Origin of the sequence: Microcoleus sp. S36b_A4 (assembly GCF_036700645.1) — a bacterium.
Lineage (GTDB): Bacteria > Cyanobacteriota > Cyanobacteriia > Cyanobacteriales > Microcoleaceae > Microcoleus.
In genome coordinates, this window is record NZ_JAUBPI010000020.1 from 1 (window position 1) to 17,583 (window position 17,583).

Genomic DNA, 17,583 nt, shown 5'->3' on the forward strand with positions numbered 1-17,583 from the left:
AAGGGTTTCATCCTATTTTACCTTTTTTGGTCTACCCCCTTGACAATTCGCACTTTTTCTTAACTTGTCACAAATGGGGAACAGTCGGTTTGTGGCTGCGTTGGTACGATGAGACTGGTTGGATACCGACGCCAGCAGAACGTGCCGAGGAGGAACGCCAACGTGCCGAGCAAATGGAAAGAGCTCTAGCTGAGGAACGTCAACGGGTTCAGCAATTGTTGGAACAGTTGCGATCGCTCGGAGTCAATCCAGATGTTGAATAAATTCCGATCGGAAAGAGGGTTTGCAAGTTCAGCAACGCATTTTTCTCAAAACTTGCAAACTTCTAACCCACTGACTGGACAACTTTGCCGCGCGATCGCATTATCTGCCAGATAAAGCGAACTCAGATTTTTCAGTGCTGCTAGAGGACTGAAATCTGCAACTGGATTGAAGCGGAGATTAAGCCATCCCAAATTTATCAGTTTTGCCAAAGGGCGAACATCTTTGACTTGATTGCCTTCAAGATTGAGCCCAGTGAGGTTTGTCAGTTCCGCTAGCGGACTAACATCTTCAATTTGCTTGCCCTTAAGGTTAAGAAACTTCAGATTTATCAGCCTCGCCAGAGGGCCGACATCTTTGATTGGGTTGCCTTCAAGGTTAAGGTAAATCAGGTTTTTCAGTCCCGCTAGAGGACTAACATCTTGGATTTGATTGTTGTCGAGGTCAAGCGAACTCAGATTTTTTAATCCTGCTAAAGAGCTAACATCTTTGATTTGGTTATTCTCAAGGTTAAGCGAACTTACGTTTTTTAGTCCTACCAGAGATTTGACATCTATTTGATTACCTTCAAGGTTAAGTTGCTCCAAATTTGTCATTTCTGCTAAAAAGCTGACATCTTTGATTTGGTTGTATTCTAGATCGAGCTGCTTGAGCTTTGTCATTCCTGCTAAAGAACTAACATCTTTAATTTGGTTATCTTGCAGATAAAGGCGAGTCAAATTTGCCAGTTTTGCCAGAGCGCTGATATCTTCTACTTGGTTGAAGCGAAGATTAAGCCAAATCAAAGATGTCAATCCTGCCAGAGGGCTGACATCTTTGATTTGGTTGAGAGTGAGGATAAGCTCATTCAGGTTGTTTATTCCTGCTAGAGGGCTGATATCTTTGAGCTGATTACTTTCAAGGTCAAGCGTCTTCAGGTTTGTCAGTCCTGCTAGAGGGCTGATATCTGCGATTTTGTTGGCAATCAGCTTGAGCCAAGTTAGGTTTGTTAGCCTCGCCAAAGCTCTAACATCTGCAATCTGGTTTTTGTCAAGATTAAGCCCAGTTAATTTTGTCATTCCTGCTAGCGGGCTGACATCAGTAATTTTGTTATTGTAGAGGGCAAGCGAAGTTAGATTTGTGAGTCCTGCTAGAGGGTTAACATCAGCAATTTGGTTATGACCAAGGGAAAGTGACTTCAGGTTTTTTAGTCCTGCTAGAGGGTTAACATCAGCAATTTGGTTGTTGTCAAGGGAAAGCTTCTTAAGGTTTTTTAGTCCTGCTAGAGGGTTAACATCAGCAATTTGGTTGTTGTCAAGGGAAAGCTCCTTAAGGTTTTTTAATCTTGCCAAAGGGCTGACAGCTATAATTCGGTTGCTGTGGAGGTAAAGCTCTTCCAAGTTTGTCAATTCTGATAAGGGACTCAGGTCACTGATCCCTTTCTGGTGGAGGTAAAGTTTAGTGACACTTAACAGATTTTTGGCAGCGAGTTCGCAATCATTTGTACCTGCTTTTGCTAACAGCACCTCTACAGTGATTCTCGCCTCGGCTGACAAACTGGCTTGCTTTTGGCACCACTCTTTAAAAGAACTCCCGCTATTAGGTTCGGCGGCTTGAGCGATTCCCCATCCCCAGCCACTGAACGCCCACATATTTATTATCAGAGCAACTGTGCTAATCGATTTCATAGTAGATCAACTCCCCATAAGATTAAGTAGGGTGTGTGACGGCTAAAAATGACTAAAATCAATGGTAACATTGAAGAATTGCCGTCACGCACCGTCCGGGTTAAATGGTGCGTTACGCTGTCGCTAACGCACCATACGTATTTCAGATATCATGTTCAATATAGTTAAAAAAGATAATGGATATCCTCACAATCGATGCAAAATATGTCAAATTGATAGCAATCCGTACCTTCTCTTGTATGAAGGATTGAACCATGCGTCTACATCTAGTCAGCGTCAGCTTTGCCACTCTGCTGCTTTCGCTCATCTCTCCCTTGTTACCATCTACCTTGAGTCTCTCGCCTTTAGTCGCGCAGGCGCAAACAAATCAAGATCGGAAAGCTATAGGCGATCGCCTGTTCAGAGAAGGTGAATATCTGAATGCAGGGCGCAGCTATGCAGCAGCTATCAGGAAATTCCAGGAAGCCTTATCGATTTATCAAGAAATAGGCGACAAAGCAAGCATTGGATCAACTCTCTACTACATTGGAGAGGCTCACTACAGCCAGGAAGAGTATGAGCAAGCATTAGATTACTTCCAGCAAGCTTTGCCTATTCGACGGGAGGTAGGCGATGGCGATGGGGAATTAGTAACCCTCAACCTGATGGGGAAAATTTACCACGAGCAAGGTCGTCAACTGGCCAAGCAAAGTCAACATCGAGAAGCTTTAGAGAAATTTCAGCAACTCCTGGTTATTGAGAGAAAACTTGGTCAGAAGGAAGCGGAAGGGTTAACTCTCAACCTAATTGGGATAGCTTACACTAACCTGGGAGAGTATGAATTAGCCTTGGATTTCTATCAGCAAGCCTTAGCTATTCCTCCACCCTATTTCGCGCAAGATAGGCTGTCAAAGCTGTTTAACGCGGGGAGGCTTTACGAGGCGCTAGGACAGTACGAACTGGCTTTGAAGTTGTATCAGGAATCCTTAGAAATCTCCAGAGAACGTGTACTACTTGTATTTGACAGCAGGGGCGCGATTGGCAGCATTGGGGGTGAAGTCAGAAATCTCAACGCGATCGCAAGCATTCACTCCCGACTAGAAAAGTACGAATTAGCCTTAAAGTTCTATCAGGAAGCCTTAGCAATCCTCAAAACAATTGATGACAAAACAGACAAAAAAAACCTGGAAGCAGGAACGCTCCGCAATATTGGGGTTGTTTACCTCAAACAAGGAAACTATGAATTAGCCTTGAAGTTCTTGCAGGAAGCTTTAACTATTCTCAAACCACTGGGCGACAAGAAGTCGGAAGGGGTAATACTCAGTAATATTGGCCAAGTATACTTTGAGCAAGGAAAGTATGAATTAGCCTGGAATTTTTATCAGCAAGCCTTGGTAATTCTCCAGGAATTTGGCCACAAGGCGGATGAAGGACACGCTCTCAAAAACATCGGGTATCTGCTAGAGAAACAGAATCAGCCAGAATTAGCGATTGTGTTCTTCAAGCAATCAGTCAACGCCAGAGAAGTGATTCGCAAGAATATCAAGGGACTTCCTCAAGAATTCCAGCAATCCTACACAGAAACCATTGCTAAAGATTATCGCCACTTAGCCGATCTCCTCCTGAAACAAGACCGAGTTCTCGAAGCCCAACAAGTGATAGATTTACTCAAAATTCAAGAACTGGAAGATTATCTCAGCAATGTGCGGGGCAACGACCAAACTGCTCAAGGAATTCCCAATACTCCCTCAGAACAGCAAATTCAAAAAGGCTACGAAGCCCTTTTAAATAAAGCAATTCAACTCGGTAAAGAACTCGTCAACATCGAAAAGATTCCACCTGCTAACAGAACCCGCGCCCAGCAACAGCGTATTCTAGAGTTGAGAAAAAATCAGCAAGAAATTTCTCAACAGTTTCAAGAATTCCTCAAAAGTCCAACCGTAACTGCACTGGTGGCGCAACTGAGGCAAGTCACGGGTGGAGAAACTCTCAATCTTGCTAATTTCAATAGTTTACGAGACAACCTCCAAAAGCTGCAACAAAACGCTGTCATTCTGTATCCCTTGGTTCTGGATGAGCGATTGGAACTGATTTTAGTTACCCCTTATTCTCCTCCGATTCGCCGCACTGTGGCTGTGAAACGGGAAGAACTTAATGGTGCGATTGCTGATTTCCGTCGTAATATAACAAATCGGAATGGCAAGATGGCTGATGCTGAAGTTGCGGGTCAAAAGCTTTACCAATTGTTAATTAAACCGATTGAAAAAGACTTAGCACAAGCCGATGCTAAAACTCTTATTTATGCGCCGGATGGACAGTTGCGCTATATTCCGCTTGCTGCCTTACATGATGGCAAACAATGGTTAGTGGAGCGCTTCAGGATTAACAATATTACTGCTGCCAGTCTGACTGATTTTAATACAAAACCTCAAAATAATTTGCAAATTCTAGCGGCTGCTTTTACCCAAGGCAGTTATAAGTTCAAAGTTGGGACGAGAGATTTCACAATGTCGGGACTGCCGTTTGCGGGTCGAGAAGTGGAAAATTTAGCGACGACAATTCCGGGTACAACGAAACTATTGGACAATCAATTTAACCGCGATACTGTGTTGTTGATGAATGATTATTCAATTGTTCATCTTGCGACTCACGCGGCTTTTTTGGTTGGTGAACCGGAAGATTCTTTTATTATGTTCGGGAATGGCGATCGCGCGACGCTACGAGAGCTCAAAACCTGGTCGTTACCCAAGGTGGATTTAATCGTCCTGAGTGCCTGCCAAACGGCTGTAGGCGGCAGATTAGGTAACGGTGAGGAGATTTTGGGGTTTGGCTATCAGGTGCAGCGTACAGGCGCTAGGGCCGCGATCTCCACGTTGTGGTACGTAGACGATGGTGGCACGCAAGTCTTGATGGATGCCTTCTATGCCGCCTTGAAGCAAGAGAATATGACCAAAGCCGAAGCCTTACGCCAAGCGCAAATTGCCCTGATTACAGGCAACTCTGTAGCATCAGGACAACAACCCATTAGCAGCAGCGCGCCGTCAGAACAGAGTAACAGCCTGAGCCACCCCTTCTACTGGGCACCTTTTATTCTGATTGGCAATGGTTTGTGAATCGATCGACCCAAAAGGTAAAGTTTTACGATCGAGATGAAATTTGGCCTCTCCCGGCAAACCCGTTTCCGGCTCGGACTGCTTGCTGTAGCTCAGCCTTCCCCGCATAGTAGCTTGGGCGGATGTTGAGATTCCGAAAAAAGCCTTTTAAGTGTCCAAAAAGCGATCGCCCGCGTGAAAATTGCACGGCAATTATGTTACATTTTTTATCACAGTCTGGAATTCGATCGGGCAACGCCAGCGAGTAGGGACAAGCCACCGCTTAGTTTCCCAGGGCTTGCAGGCGATCGCACAAGAGAGTTCCTTTCGTCAGCTCCAAATTTAAAAAATAGCCTCAGGCATTTGCTAGTAAAAGCAAGCTGCTCGGCGCGGGGCGACAAAAAACCTTGTGGCTGCTGCCCTGAACCTCAACCACAGCAATATTCTTTTAGGAATTCTGGCTCCATGTTTTCTAAACAAATCACCGACTCAAAAACCTACCAGTGGTTTGAGGAACGCCTGGAAATTCAGGCGCTCGCCGATGACATCACTACAAAGTATGTACCCCCGCACGTCAATATTTTCTACTGCTTGGGCGGAATTACTTTAGTTTGCTTTCTGATCCAGTTTGCCACCGGCTTCGCCATGACTTTCTATTACCGTCCCACGGTAGCAGAAGCTTTTTCTTCAGTGCAATACCTGATGACTGAAGTCAACTTCGGCTGGCTGATCCGCTCCATCCACCGCTGGTCTGCAAGCATGATGGTGCTGATGATGATTTTGCACATCTTCCGGGTTTATCTGACAGGCGGCTTCAAAAAGCCCCGCGAATTAACCTGGGTGACAGGAGTAATCTTGGCAGTCATCACTGTTTCTTTCGGCGTGACCGGCTATTCACTGCCTTGGGATCAAATCGGTTACTGGGCAGTTAAAATCGTTTCCGGCGTCCCCGAAGCTATCCCGTTTGTTGGTTCTTTGATGGTTGAACTGCTGCGCGGCGGTGTCAGCGTCGGTCAAGGCACTTTGACTCGTTACTACAGCTTGCACACTTTTGTGTTGCCTTGGCTGATTGTAGTGTTCATGCTGGCTCACTTCTTGATGATTCGCAAGCAAGGTATCTCTGGCCCGTTGTAAGTTTTGAGTTTTGGGGGCGGTATTTTTTTTGCCCCCCCGCTGAATTGTGAGTTGAAAATTCAGAATTCATGACTCATGATATTTATTTACGGCTAATACTTCCTGCGATCGCACCGCTGATTCAGACTAACGAATACAGCGGAATCCCAGGCCCGGGTAAAACTAAAAGGAGAACACTCTCACTATGTCTATTATCAAAAAACCAGATTTGAGCGATCCCGCGCTCCGCGCTAAGCTCGCTAAGGGCATGGGTCACAACTATTACGGCGAACCAGCTTGGCCTAATGACTTGCTCTACGTTTTCCCTATAGTCATCATGGGAACGATTTCTCTGTGCGTGGGTTTGGCTGTACTAGACCCGGCTTTGGTTGGCGAACCTGCTAATCCTTTTGCTACTCCGCTGGAAATTCTGCCGGAATGGTATTTGTGGCCTGTGTTCCAACTCCTGCGCGTTTTGCCTAACAAATTGTTGGGTATTGCTTGCATGGCCGGTGTTCCCGTTGGCTTGATTTTGATTCCGTTCATCGAGAATGTTAATAAGTTCCAAAATCCGTTCCGCCGCCCTGTTGCTACTACTGTTTTCCTGTTGGGAACTGCGGTAACTCTGTGGTTGGGTATTGGTGCTATTTTCCCGATCGACAAATCTTTCACACTGGGTCTTTTCTAAGATTTAAGTTTGCTTGATTTTGACGCCTGCGGGTTTCCTGTAAAGTGCTTTTGTACTGGTGGGAAACTTTAGCGGGCGTCATTTGATTTTAGATTTTAGATTGAAGAATTGGGGATTGAAGAATTGGGGATTGAAGAATTGGGGATTGTAGAATTGGAGATTTTACATTAATCTTTCTAAAAGTTAATAATTATCAGTAATTAATTGTAAGCTGAGGCGCATTTAAATTTGACAATCAAATTAGAGCAAATTCTTGTGGGGAGTAGGGGTTGGGCGTCCCGCCCGCCCAAAAATACAATTTAGATGCGTAGCAGTTTAGGCGCAACGGCTGGTATGAAAGTGCGGATTATCCATCGATCCTCCACCACCCTAGGGTCAAATTCCATTAAATTTTATTGCTAAATCTTGACAAACAGACCGAGAATATTTAGCGTAAGCCCTGAGTATCTTTTCTATAACTGGAAGGACTTCAGACCCATATAATAATAGCAACTCTCCCAGGTGCAAGCTATGTCCTCAGAGAAAGCATTAATTCTTGATTTTGCCCAGACAGACGCGATGAAATCGATTCTCCCCCATCCCGCAATCCTGTCGAGTCACGGGGCAAACTGGGAGGGAATTCATGTCGAATATCACCATCAGCCGCCAAGCGAATCCCCCGAACACTCTCTGCAACAGCACAGCATTGGCATGATACTCTCTTCAACTATCGGGGGAGCGAAACTGAACGGGAAACACTACGGTAGCGAACTCTGCCATAGTGGACAAATTTTTATCGCTGCTGCTGGTACTGATTACCACCCCTATGCAGTCGAAGACCATGAATTTATTGCGATCGCTCTTGAACCTACCGACTTCGACAATACAGTTTACGAATCGACAAATTCCAATCAGATTGAAATTATACCGCACTGGCAAATCCGCGATCCGTTGATTATGGGAATTGGTTGGGCCCTCAAAACCGAACTCGCATCAGGTGGATTAAACGGTACTCTTTATGTCGGTGCACTGAAGAACGCGCTTTCACTTCATATACTGCACCGCTATTGTGCACAAAAAACCAATATGCGCGATTTTGAAGGCGGTTTAGACCCTCACCAATTACAAATAGTTATTAATTACATTAATGAGTATATACACCGAGATTTGCACTTAAGTGAACTTGCTAATTTAGTGCAGATGAGTCCTTCTTATTTCGGTCGTTTGTTTAAACAATCAATTGGAGTTACGCCACATCATTACGTGATTCAGTGCCGAATTGAAAAAGCCAAACAGTTATTGAAAACGCAAGATTTATCAATAATCTATATCTCGCAACAAGTCGGGTTTCACGACCAAAGTCACTTTAGCAAGACTTTCTGTAAAATCGTCGGTTTGACTCCTAAGAAATATCGCGATCAACTTTAATAAAGGTAACACCCGCAGTCTGGCAGGGCTTAAAAACCCTAGCGGACTGTCGGACTCGCGGACTTACCCAAAGTTTTTGGCATTCTTGAGTTTTTGCATTCACCCACAAGTCCTAGGAGTGAATTAATTCCCCGTCTCATAGCGAAAGTCGGTTGAAACCGACTGGCAAATCCAATTAAATTATCATCAACACCAGTCCTCTTTCAGAGGACTTTAGCTATGAGACAGGGGTTTTTAACCCCTGGCGGACTCTCGGACTCTCGGAATATCGAACTGGCGGAATGTCGGACTCTCGCACTTACTGACCGAGCGCACCCGTCAGCGTTGTTACAATTATTCATCAAATTAAGTGAAATTTCGCAAGAAAATTGTATTTTTCACAATTTTTCCGCGAGAATTTACTATACAGCAGAGTTCGTAATTTTGTAAAGTTGCTTGCAAACATAAACCAGGGGTACCAGCTATGAGCTCTCAAAATCAACAAGCATCTTACGGTCAAATTCCCTTAAGTTTTATTGCAAATGCTGGACAAACTGACCCGAATGTGAAATTCCAGGTAAAAGGTGCCGGTCACAGTATCTATTTCACTCCAAACGAAATCACCTTTACCGCTTTCCAGCCACCTAATGAACCGGGAAATCAACCAACAAATTCTTCAATTGTCCGCAGCAGCTTAGCCAACAGCAACCCCAACCCCACAATTTCCGGGTTGGAACAATTGCCGGGAGTTGCTAACTTTATTTTAAGCGAAGATTCCAGTCAATGGCACACAGACGTTCCTACTTTTAACGGCGTTGTTTATCAAAACGTCTATCAAGGAATTGACCGCGTTTTCAAAGGCACAGAAGGACAACTTAAGAGCGAGTTTTTGGTTGCACCTTTTGCCGACCCGAGTCAAATTAAGATGAACTATACTGGTGTTAACGACATCCGGTTGCGTGACGACGGCGCACTAATATTAGAGACACCGCTAGGCGAATTAATTGATAACGCACCGATAGTTTATCAAGATATCAACGGACAGCGGGTGAATGTTCCCGCCGCTTACAATTTATTAGGAAACGGTCAAGTTAATTTTAGTTTGGGATATTTTGACCCCACTCAACCCCTAGTTATCGATCCGGTTTTAGCTTACTCCACTTATCTAGGTGGCAGCGGTGATGGCATAAGCGGCAACGGCAATGATTACGCCAACCGCATGACTGTAGATAGTACAGGTGCGGCTTACATTATAGGCACTACTTTTAACAATTTTACGACTACTCCTGGTGCATTGCAAACTACGCCAGGGGGTCAAGCTGATTTCTTAGTTACTAAAATTAACCCCCAAGGAACTGCCTTAGTTTACTCTACTTATATCGGCGGTGCTGGCAATGAATACGGTTTTGGGATTGCGGTAGACAGTCAAGGCAATACTTATTTAACCGGACAAGTCGATCCGGGTTATCCAACTACACCTGGTTCTTTTCAACCTACAGCAACTACACCACCTAGTTACTATGCTGCGGCAACTAAACTCAATGCTGCCGGGAATGGGTTAGTTTATTCTACTTTTTTAGGCGGTAGCCAGGGCAACCTCGGCAATGGCATTGCTGTAGACAGTAACGGCAATGCTTATGTTACTGGGTTGACAGGCGGCGGTTTCCCCACCACCGCCAATGCCTCCCAACCTCTATACGCAGGGGGAAGTGGCGATGCGTTTGTTACTAAAGTTAATCCAACTGGTAGTGCTTTAGTTTATTCTACTTATTTCGGCGGTAGCGATCGTGAGGACGCTCAAGCCATTGCAATAGATAATAATGGTAATGCCTACATTACCGGTCTTACTTATTCGACTAACTTGCCGGGGAGAGATTTAGGCTTTCAAAATGCCCTGGCAGGTAGTTATGATGGTTTTGTCGCTAAATTTGACGGCAATGGTGCGCGTGCTTATTCCACTTATTTAGGTGGCTTTGGCGAAGATAAAGGTGCTGATATCGCTGTAGATAGTACTGGAAATGCCTATGTTGTCGGAATTACCACTTCAACTGAGTTTCCGACTAAAAATGCAGTTCAAGCGACTTATGCAGGTGGTGCAAATGATGCTTTTGTCATCAAGTTAGGCCCTCTAGGTTACACTGCGATTTATTCAACTTATTTGGGTGGCAGCGGAGATGACAACGGGCATCGCATTACTCTAGACAGTGCGAATAATGTTTATGTTACCGGGGATACGACTTCGACTAATTTTCCGACTAAGAATGCTATTCAAAGTGTCAGCGGCGGCGGGAAAGATGCTTTTGTCACAAGTATCAATTCATCGGGTTCTGCCTTGGTTGATTCTACTTATCTGGGTGGCAGCGCTGACGACTACGGTAATGGTATTGCGGTGGATGCTACTGGTGCAGTTTATGTAGCAGGATCTACTGTTTCTACTAATTTCCCAACAGCAAATCCTTTGCAAGCGGCGAATGGGGGTGGTATTTCTGATGCTTTTATTACTAAAATAATTCCTGGCGGGCCACAGGTTAAGATTGTTGAGTCGGGCGGCAGCACTAATGTAGCTGAAAGTGGGACGACGGATACTTATACAGTGGTGCTAACTAATCAGCCTACTGCAAATGTGGCGATCGCACTCAATACTGACAGTCAAATTCAACCTATTGCTGGCATTAGTTTCACTCCAACTAACTGGTTTGTACCGCAAACAGTGACAGTCAGTGCAGTTGAGGATAGCCTAGCAGAAACTTCGCCACACACTGGCCCGATCGCTCACACTGCTATCAGTACCGATGCTAATTATAACGGCACTACTGCAAGTTTTACGGTCAATGGTACTGCTGGCAATACCGTCAAGGCTAATATTACCGATAACGACACCGCAGGCGTTAGCATTACTCCTGCTAACACGACTGCGACGGAAGGGGGTGCAACTGGAAGTTATACGGTTAAATTAAATACCCAACCGATCGCACCTGTTACGATTAACTTGGCTACAGGCAGTCAAATTCAACCAATTACCGCACTTACTTTTACAGCGAATAATTGGAATGTCGCTCAAACTGTGGCGGTGGCTGCTGTGGACGACAATGCAGTTGAAGGAAATCATGCAGGTGCGATCGCCCATACAGCTACCAGTAACGATACTAACTATAACAGCATCACAATTCCGGCTGTTAGCGTCGCCATTACCGACAATGACACGGCAGGCGTTAGCATTACTCCCACTAACACGACTGCGACGGAAGGCGGTGCAACTGGAACTTATACCGTTAAATTAAATACTCAACCGATCGCACCTGTTACGATTAACTTGGCTACAGGCAGTGAAATTCAACCAATTACCGCACTTACTTTTACCACTACTAATTGGAATGTCGCTCAAACTGTTGCGGTGAAAGCAGTTGACGATAATTTAGTTGAAGGAAATCATGCAGGTGCGATCGCCCATACTGCTACCAGTACCGATACTAACTATAACAGCATCACAATTCCGGCTGTTAGCGTCGCCATTACGGATAACGATATAGCAGGTTTCAGCGTTGCACCTACGAACATAACTGCTACAGAAGGCGGCGCCAATGGCAGTTACAAAATCCAGCTAACTTCCGAACCGAAGGCACCGGTTACTATCAGTTTCAATACTGACAATCAACTTAATCCGATCGCCACACCTCTTACTTTTGACAACACTAATTGGAATGTTGCTCAAACTGTCACTGTTACGGCAATCGACGACAATGTAGCACAAGGAACCCACAGCGGCACGATTTCTCACACAGCTATGAGTACCGATGCCAATTATAATGCGAAAGTCATTCCCAATGTGACAGCATCGATTACAGATAACGATAGTCCCGGTATTTCTCTTGTCCAATCAGAAGGCGGGACAGCTATTTCTGAAGGCGGTGCAACCGATAGCTACGGCGTACTTCTGACTACCGCACCTACTGCAAACGTCACGATTAATTTTGACACGGGCAGTCAAATTAATGCGATCGCACCTATCACTTTCACGCCGAATAATTGGAATGTTGCTCAAAATGTCACTGTTACGGCGATCGATGACACCATAGCGCAAGGAACACGCAGCGGCACGATCGCTCACACGTCTGTCAGTACAGATACTAATTATAACAACCTGACGATTTCTCCTGTGACTGCCACGATTGCTGACAACGACACGACGGGTGTGAGTATTTCACCGGAGATCACAACTGCTACAGAAGGCGGTGCCACAGGCAATTATACACTCAAGTTAAATTCGCAGCCAACTGCACCAGTTACTATCAGTTTTGATGCGGGAAATCAAATAAATGCGATCGGTGCAATTACCTTCGACGCTACTGACTGGAATGTTGCCAAACCCGTCACAGTAACGGCTACAGATGATGCGACTGTGGAAGGAAATCATGCGGGGGCGATCGGTCATACTGCTAGCAGTACCGATACGAAGTATAACGGCGTCGCAATTCCGGCTGTTAATGTCCCCATTACTGATAACGACACTGCGCCAACACCAACCCCAACACCTCCGTTACCAACACCAACACCAACTCCAACACCTCCGTTACCAACACCAACACCAACTCCAACACCTCCGTTACCAACACCAACACCAACTCCAACACCTCCGTTACCAACTCCAACACCAACCCCAACACCAACACCAACCCCAACACCTCCGTTACCAACACCAACACCAACCCCAACACCTCCGTTACCAACACCAACACCTCCGTTACCAACACCAACACCAACCCCAACACCTCCGTTACCAACTCCAACACCAACTCCCACACCTGCTGGAATTACCGTTGGCCCTGCAAGTGGATTAATCACCACAGAAGCAGGCCAAACCGCAACATTTAACGTTCAACTAAACAGCTTAAACATCCCACCTACTGGCGATGTGAAAATAGATTTAGCAAGTTCCAATACAGCAGAAGGAACAGTTTCTCCGCAATCGCTTACCTTCAACTCTACTAATTGGAATCAGCCGCAAACAGTAACGGTAACAGGCGTTGACGACTTTGCTATTGACGGTGATCAAACTTACACCATTGTTACTAGCCCTGCTGTCAGTACGGATAACAGATTTAACGGATTAAATGCGTCCGATGTCGCTGTCACCAATAACGATAATGACAGCAATATCCCAGCACAAGACTTAGCTGGAAACACATCAGCTACAGCCCGTACAATTAATGCAAGTTCCGCTCTCAGAAACTACAGTGATTCAGTAAGTAGTAACGATCCAGATTACTACAAATTCACGATCGGTGCTGACAATGACTTCGACTTGGCAGTCAGCGGATTTACGGGAGATATTAATCTTGAATTGCTTGACAGCAATCAAAATGTCATCTCAACTGCAATAAGTTCTGGCGCTGGTTCAAAATTAATTAACCGCATTTTGGCACACGGGACTTACAGCATTCGAGTTTCTTCAGTTAATAGTGCCCAGACTCCCTACAATTTGAATTTGTCGGCTGTACCTCGTCTTGCAGGTGTCACAACTACAGGCTATGAAGGCCCAGCCGTCACAAATCCCCAGTCAAATTCACCTAGCAGCAGCATTTTGCGCGGCATCAACAACAATCTACTCACTAACAATCTATCCACTTCCCTGATTGATAGCAATTTCCTCGACTCAGTGTTGTTTAGTGGTGTTGGTGGTAATAGTAATGCTTCAAGTTTCGTTAATAACTTCCTCCCAGCAGACTTTTTTGGTAGTTTTGACGGCAGCGGCAACGACCCATTTAATGAGAAACCTGCTAGTGTATCCAGCGCGCAAATAAATCTGGATAAATTCCGCGCCACACCACGTTTTTCCGGTATTGACGGCAGTGGTTTCTCTGTAGCGGTATTAGAGACTGGCATCAACTTAAACCACCCATTCTTTGGCCCTGACCGCGACTCAAACGGCATCAGCGATCGCATCGTTTATAACTACGATTTTGCCGACGGCGACGCGGATGCTAGCGACAAAGACGGACACGGATCGAACATTGCCAGCATTATTGCTTCTCAAGACCCAACCTATACAGGGATGGCACCTGAGGCTAATATTATCGGTCTCAAAGTGAGAAAGGATAATAAGGATAATATGCCTAGTGACGAAATTAATAAGTTTCCCTATGTTGAACAAGCTTTGCAGTGGGTATTGCAAAATGCAGATACTTACAACATTGCCAGCGTTTGTATGGCATTCGGCAGCGGTGAAAATTTTGCCACCAGTCAAACTTCACTCTACGGTATAGGAGATGAACTGGCAGCATTAGCGGCGAAAAATATAATTGTTGTCTCTTCATCAGGCAACCGTTACTACCCGTACCAGAATGAGCCTCCAGGTGTAAACTACCCTTCAGCAGATCCGAATTCGCTGTCGATTGGCGCGGTATACAATTCCAACATTGGTTCTTTCTCTTTGGGGAACTATTTTGCGAATAAGCCTGGTGAGACTGGGAAATTGGTAACAGCAAATACCACTGCTGCTGATCGTATTGCTCCTTTTTCTCAGCGTAACGGGACATTAACCACAGTTTTTGCTCCAGGAGCACCTATCACTGGGGCTGGCAAAGATGGCGATATAAACGAGAGAAGCACCTATCACGGTACCAGTCAAGCTACAGCCCACATTAGCGGCATAGCAGTATTAGCACAACAGTTAGCACAGCAAGAATTAGGCCGCAAACTGACGCCAAAGGAGTTCGCTAATCTTTTAAAACAAACCGGTGTCACTATCAACGATGGCGACGATGAAAAGGATAACGTTAAACATACAGGTCTTAATTTCAAGCGTGTTGATGTGCTGGCTTTGGGTGAAGCTATTGCTGGAGGAGGTGTTGTCCAGAACCGTCCGCCACAAGAAAAGATTCATTTAGACTATTTCATTAAGGAGTTTAATCAAGACATTCAAAATGTCTACACCGACCCGGATGGCGACTTAATCTCTTACAAATTAACTCGAGAGGATGGCAGTCCTTTAACCAGCAGTTTCAACAGTAGCTGGCTGGGATTCTCTTTCGACTCTAACAAGAACACCATCAAATTTACTGGCACTCCACCAGTGTTTAATATTAATGGAAAACCATTGAGTTTTGTAAGACCGTTTAAGGTTAAGTTAACCGCCACTGACCCTGCAGGTGCAAGCAATTCTCAAACCTTCAAGATAACAAAATATAACGGTCGCTGGGTGATTGATAATTACATTGCAGGTGCCAAGGTATTTTTGGATGCCAATAAAAATGGTGTTCTCGATGCTGGCGAACCCTCAACTAACACTGACACTAGCGGTGAATTTAATCTCGATTTTCCCTTTGAAACTTTCGACAAAAACGCCAATGGGGAGATTGATTCAAATGAAGGAAATTTAGTGGCTTTTGGAGGCACTGATACCGCGACCGGTTTGCCTCTAGAAACGCCTGTTACTGCACCTGCTGACGCTACTGTGGTCACGCTGTTAACTACTCTGATGGTGGACTTGATAGATAAGGGAATTGAGAGCGATCGGGCAGAATCTCTCATCAAATCTGCTCTTGCCATTCCTGCTGATGTTGCCATCGCAGATTTCGATCCGATCGCCGCCACCAACGACAGCGAACCGGGCGGCGTGGCAACTTTATCTGCAATGGTAAAAGTCCAAAATGTTATCACTCAAACTGCGGGTTTGATTGACGGTGCTTCCAGTGCAGCTACTAACGAAATTGTCAAAGCTGTTGTCAGTTCAATTACGAGTCAAATTCAATCCGGCACTGTTTTAAACCTCAGCAACGCACTCGCTTTAGAACCAATAATTCAGCAAGCTGCCGCGAAAATTCAGCAGATTGACCCCAGTTTCAACAGTCAAAAAGTTACCTCAATTACCTCGCAAGCTGCGACAGTAATGGCAACAGCAAATCAGCGCATTGATTCTGCTGTCTCCAACCCAACAGGAACATCAATTCCTGAATCAGTAGCCCGCGTCCAACAAGTAGCTTTGGGCCCAACTACTCAAGACTTCAAAGAAGTTGGTGCGGGAACTAAGACAATTTCCCAGGTAGTTACTGAGAATACTGGTGCTGCTTTAGATACCAAAATTCAAGCTGTGATATTACCTGCTGGGATTGCAACTCCTGTTGTCACCGGCGACGCAGATTTGGGCAGCAATTCCCCCGATCGAATTCTCGGTACAAATGGCGATGATACCCTGACTGGCGACAGTCCAAATAATGTTTTGCTGGGTCTGAGGGGCAATGATTCCCTCGACGGTGCGGTGGGGAATGACACTCTTTTCGGCGGCAAAGGTAACGATACTTTACTCGGAAGTAGCGGTGATGATGTCTTGTTTGGCAATCGCGGTGACGATTTGCTGAATGGCGGTTTGGGAAGTGATAGTTTGACGGGAGGGAATGGGGTAGATAAATTCTTGCTATCTACCAATTCCGGTACTGATACTATTACTGACTTTGAAGTTGGTAAAGACTTGTTAGTTTTGGGTAATGGTCTGACTTTCTCGCAATTCTCAATTACTCAAGAAAACAGTTCAACATTCATCCGCTTGTCAGCAACCGGAGAGATTTTAGCATCTCTGAATGGGGTGACGGCAAGTGCGATCGGTGTCGCAAATTTTGGCTCAATCTAATAGCAATAGGACTGATATGATGTCCGGTTTATCGACCATAATTCCTGTAGGGCGGGTTCGCGGATATCTTTAAGAGAAACGAGAGATTCTGTAAACCCGCCCCGGTATTCGACAGTACGATCGCGGCCGGGGCGGGTTTTTGAAATTGTCTATTAGCAGATATTGTTGGTGAACCCGCCCCTACCATCGACCTGATAATCGACCGCATTGGGTATAAGTCCCGATCGAGTAGTAGTCTATCCACCTATGAGGTTTTTGATATGAATGAAGATGCACCACCAATGTTTTTTCCTGTTTCTCGGCTGAAGTTATTCGTGATGTCCCTAGTAACCTTGGGCCTCTATCAAATTTTTTGGTTTTACAAAAACTGGCAGCTATTCAAAGCCGCAACAGGAGACGACATTAGCCCATTTTGGAGAGCTGTTTTCAACGGTATTTTTTGTTATTCATTGATTACGAAAATTAGAAATAGGGCTAAATTGCGCGGTATTGATGCCAACTGTAGTCCCTTCTTGCTGACTCTGGCTTGGTTGGGGCTTGCGCTGTGTACCCGACTGCCAGACCCATACTGGCTAGTTAGTTTTTTATCTGTAATAGTTTTGCTTCCTGTTCAAGAGATTGTGAATGAACTGAACAGTTTAGCAGCCCCAAACCACAATCCTAACGATCGATTTTCGGTATGGAATATAGTAACTATCGCTGTGGGAGGCAGCCTGTTTGTACTTGCGATCGTCGGGACACTGATGCCAGCAACTTAGGGGCGATTTGCAT

At 45.2% G+C, this 17,583-nt stretch carries 8 protein-coding genes and 1 pseudogene; 7 read left to right on the top strand and 2 right to left on the bottom strand.

The window, feature by feature from the left end; all coding sequences use genetic code 11:
* A pseudogene (locus tag QUA03_RS08780) lies at window positions 1-263 on the top strand (hypothetical protein); the annotation flags it as partial.
* Between the two features lie 45 nt (window positions 264-308).
* Here the strand turns inward: QUA03_RS08780 and QUA03_RS08785 are convergent.
* On the bottom strand, window positions 309-1,928 hold the full coding sequence (locus QUA03_RS08785) for a leucine-rich repeat domain-containing protein (RefSeq protein WP_333211340.1): 1,620 nt from the start codon (window positions 1,926-1,928) through the stop codon (window positions 309-311).
* 254 nt (window positions 1,929-2,182) lie between these two features.
* Here QUA03_RS08785 and QUA03_RS08790 point away from each other — a divergent pair, with 254 nt between their 5' ends.
* Window positions 2,183-5,020 carry a CHAT domain-containing protein gene (locus QUA03_RS08790; RefSeq protein ID WP_333211342.1) on the top strand — a complete coding sequence of 946 codons (2,838 nt, stop codon included), beginning with the start codon at window positions 2,183-2,185 and terminating at the stop codon, window positions 5,018-5,020.
* A 25-nt stretch (window positions 5,021-5,045) separates the two neighbouring features.
* Here the strand turns inward: QUA03_RS08790 and QUA03_RS08795 are convergent, their stop codons facing one another.
* Window positions 5,046-5,207: a hypothetical protein gene (locus tag QUA03_RS08795; protein WP_333211344.1), complete on the bottom strand. Its 162-nt coding sequence runs from the start codon at window positions 5,205-5,207 to the stop codon at window positions 5,046-5,048.
* A 257-nt stretch (window positions 5,208-5,464) separates the two neighbouring features.
* Between QUA03_RS08795 and petB the strand changes: the two genes are divergently transcribed.
* The 5 genes from petB to QUA03_RS08820 all read left to right on the top strand — a co-directional run bounded on the left by petB (window position 5,465) and on the right by QUA03_RS08820 (window position 17,570).
* Window positions 5,465-6,133 carry a cytochrome b6 gene (gene petB, locus QUA03_RS08800; protein WP_015174799.1) on the top strand — a complete coding sequence of 223 codons (669 nt, stop codon included), beginning with the start codon at window positions 5,465-5,467 and terminating at the stop codon, window positions 6,131-6,133.
* 184 nt (window positions 6,134-6,317) lie between these two features.
* The gene (gene petD / locus QUA03_RS08805; protein ID WP_333082815.1) at window positions 6,318-6,800 is read left to right on the top strand and encodes a cytochrome b6-f complex subunit IV; all 483 of its coding nucleotides are present in this window, start codon (window positions 6,318-6,320) and stop codon (window positions 6,798-6,800) included.
* A gap of 510 nt (window positions 6,801-7,310) precedes the next feature.
* Window positions 7,311-8,207, top strand: a complete 897-nt coding sequence (locus QUA03_RS08810) for a helix-turn-helix transcriptional regulator (protein ID WP_333211346.1) — start codon at window positions 7,311-7,313, stop codon at window positions 8,205-8,207.
* A gap of 463 nt (window positions 8,208-8,670) precedes the next feature.
* On the top strand, window positions 8,671-16,812 hold the full coding sequence (locus QUA03_RS08815; RefSeq protein ID WP_333211348.1) for a DUF7948 domain-containing protein: 8,142 nt from the start codon (window positions 8,671-8,673) through the stop codon (window positions 16,810-16,812).
* A gap of 260 nt (window positions 16,813-17,072) precedes the next feature.
* On the top strand, window positions 17,073-17,570 hold the full coding sequence (locus tag QUA03_RS08820) for a hypothetical protein (RefSeq protein WP_333164199.1): 498 nt from the start codon (window positions 17,073-17,075) through the stop codon (window positions 17,568-17,570).
* The last annotated feature ends 13 nt before the right edge of the window (window positions 17,571-17,583 follow it).

Coding starts and splice junctions, on each gene's coding strand:
- QUA03_RS08815 (WP_333211348.1), top strand. CDS start 8,671: ATGAGCTCTCAAAATCAACAAGCATCTTACGGTCAAATTCCCTTAAGT.
- QUA03_RS08810 (WP_333211346.1), top strand. CDS start 7,311: ATGTCCTCAGAGAAAGCATTAATTCTTGATTTTGCCCAGACAGACGCG.
- petD (WP_333082815.1), top strand. CDS start 6,318: ATGTCTATTATCAAAAAACCAGATTTGAGCGATCCCGCGCTCCGCGCT.
- QUA03_RS08820 (WP_333164199.1), top strand. CDS start 17,073: ATGAATGAAGATGCACCACCAATGTTTTTTCCTGTTTCTCGGCTGAAG.
- QUA03_RS08785 (WP_333211340.1), bottom strand. CDS start 1,928: ATGAAATCGATTAGCACAGTTGCTCTGATAATAAATATGTGGGCGTTC.
- QUA03_RS08790 (WP_333211342.1), top strand. CDS start 2,183: ATGCGTCTACATCTAGTCAGCGTCAGCTTTGCCACTCTGCTGCTTTCG.
- petB (WP_015174799.1), top strand. CDS start 5,465: ATGTTTTCTAAACAAATCACCGACTCAAAAACCTACCAGTGGTTTGAG.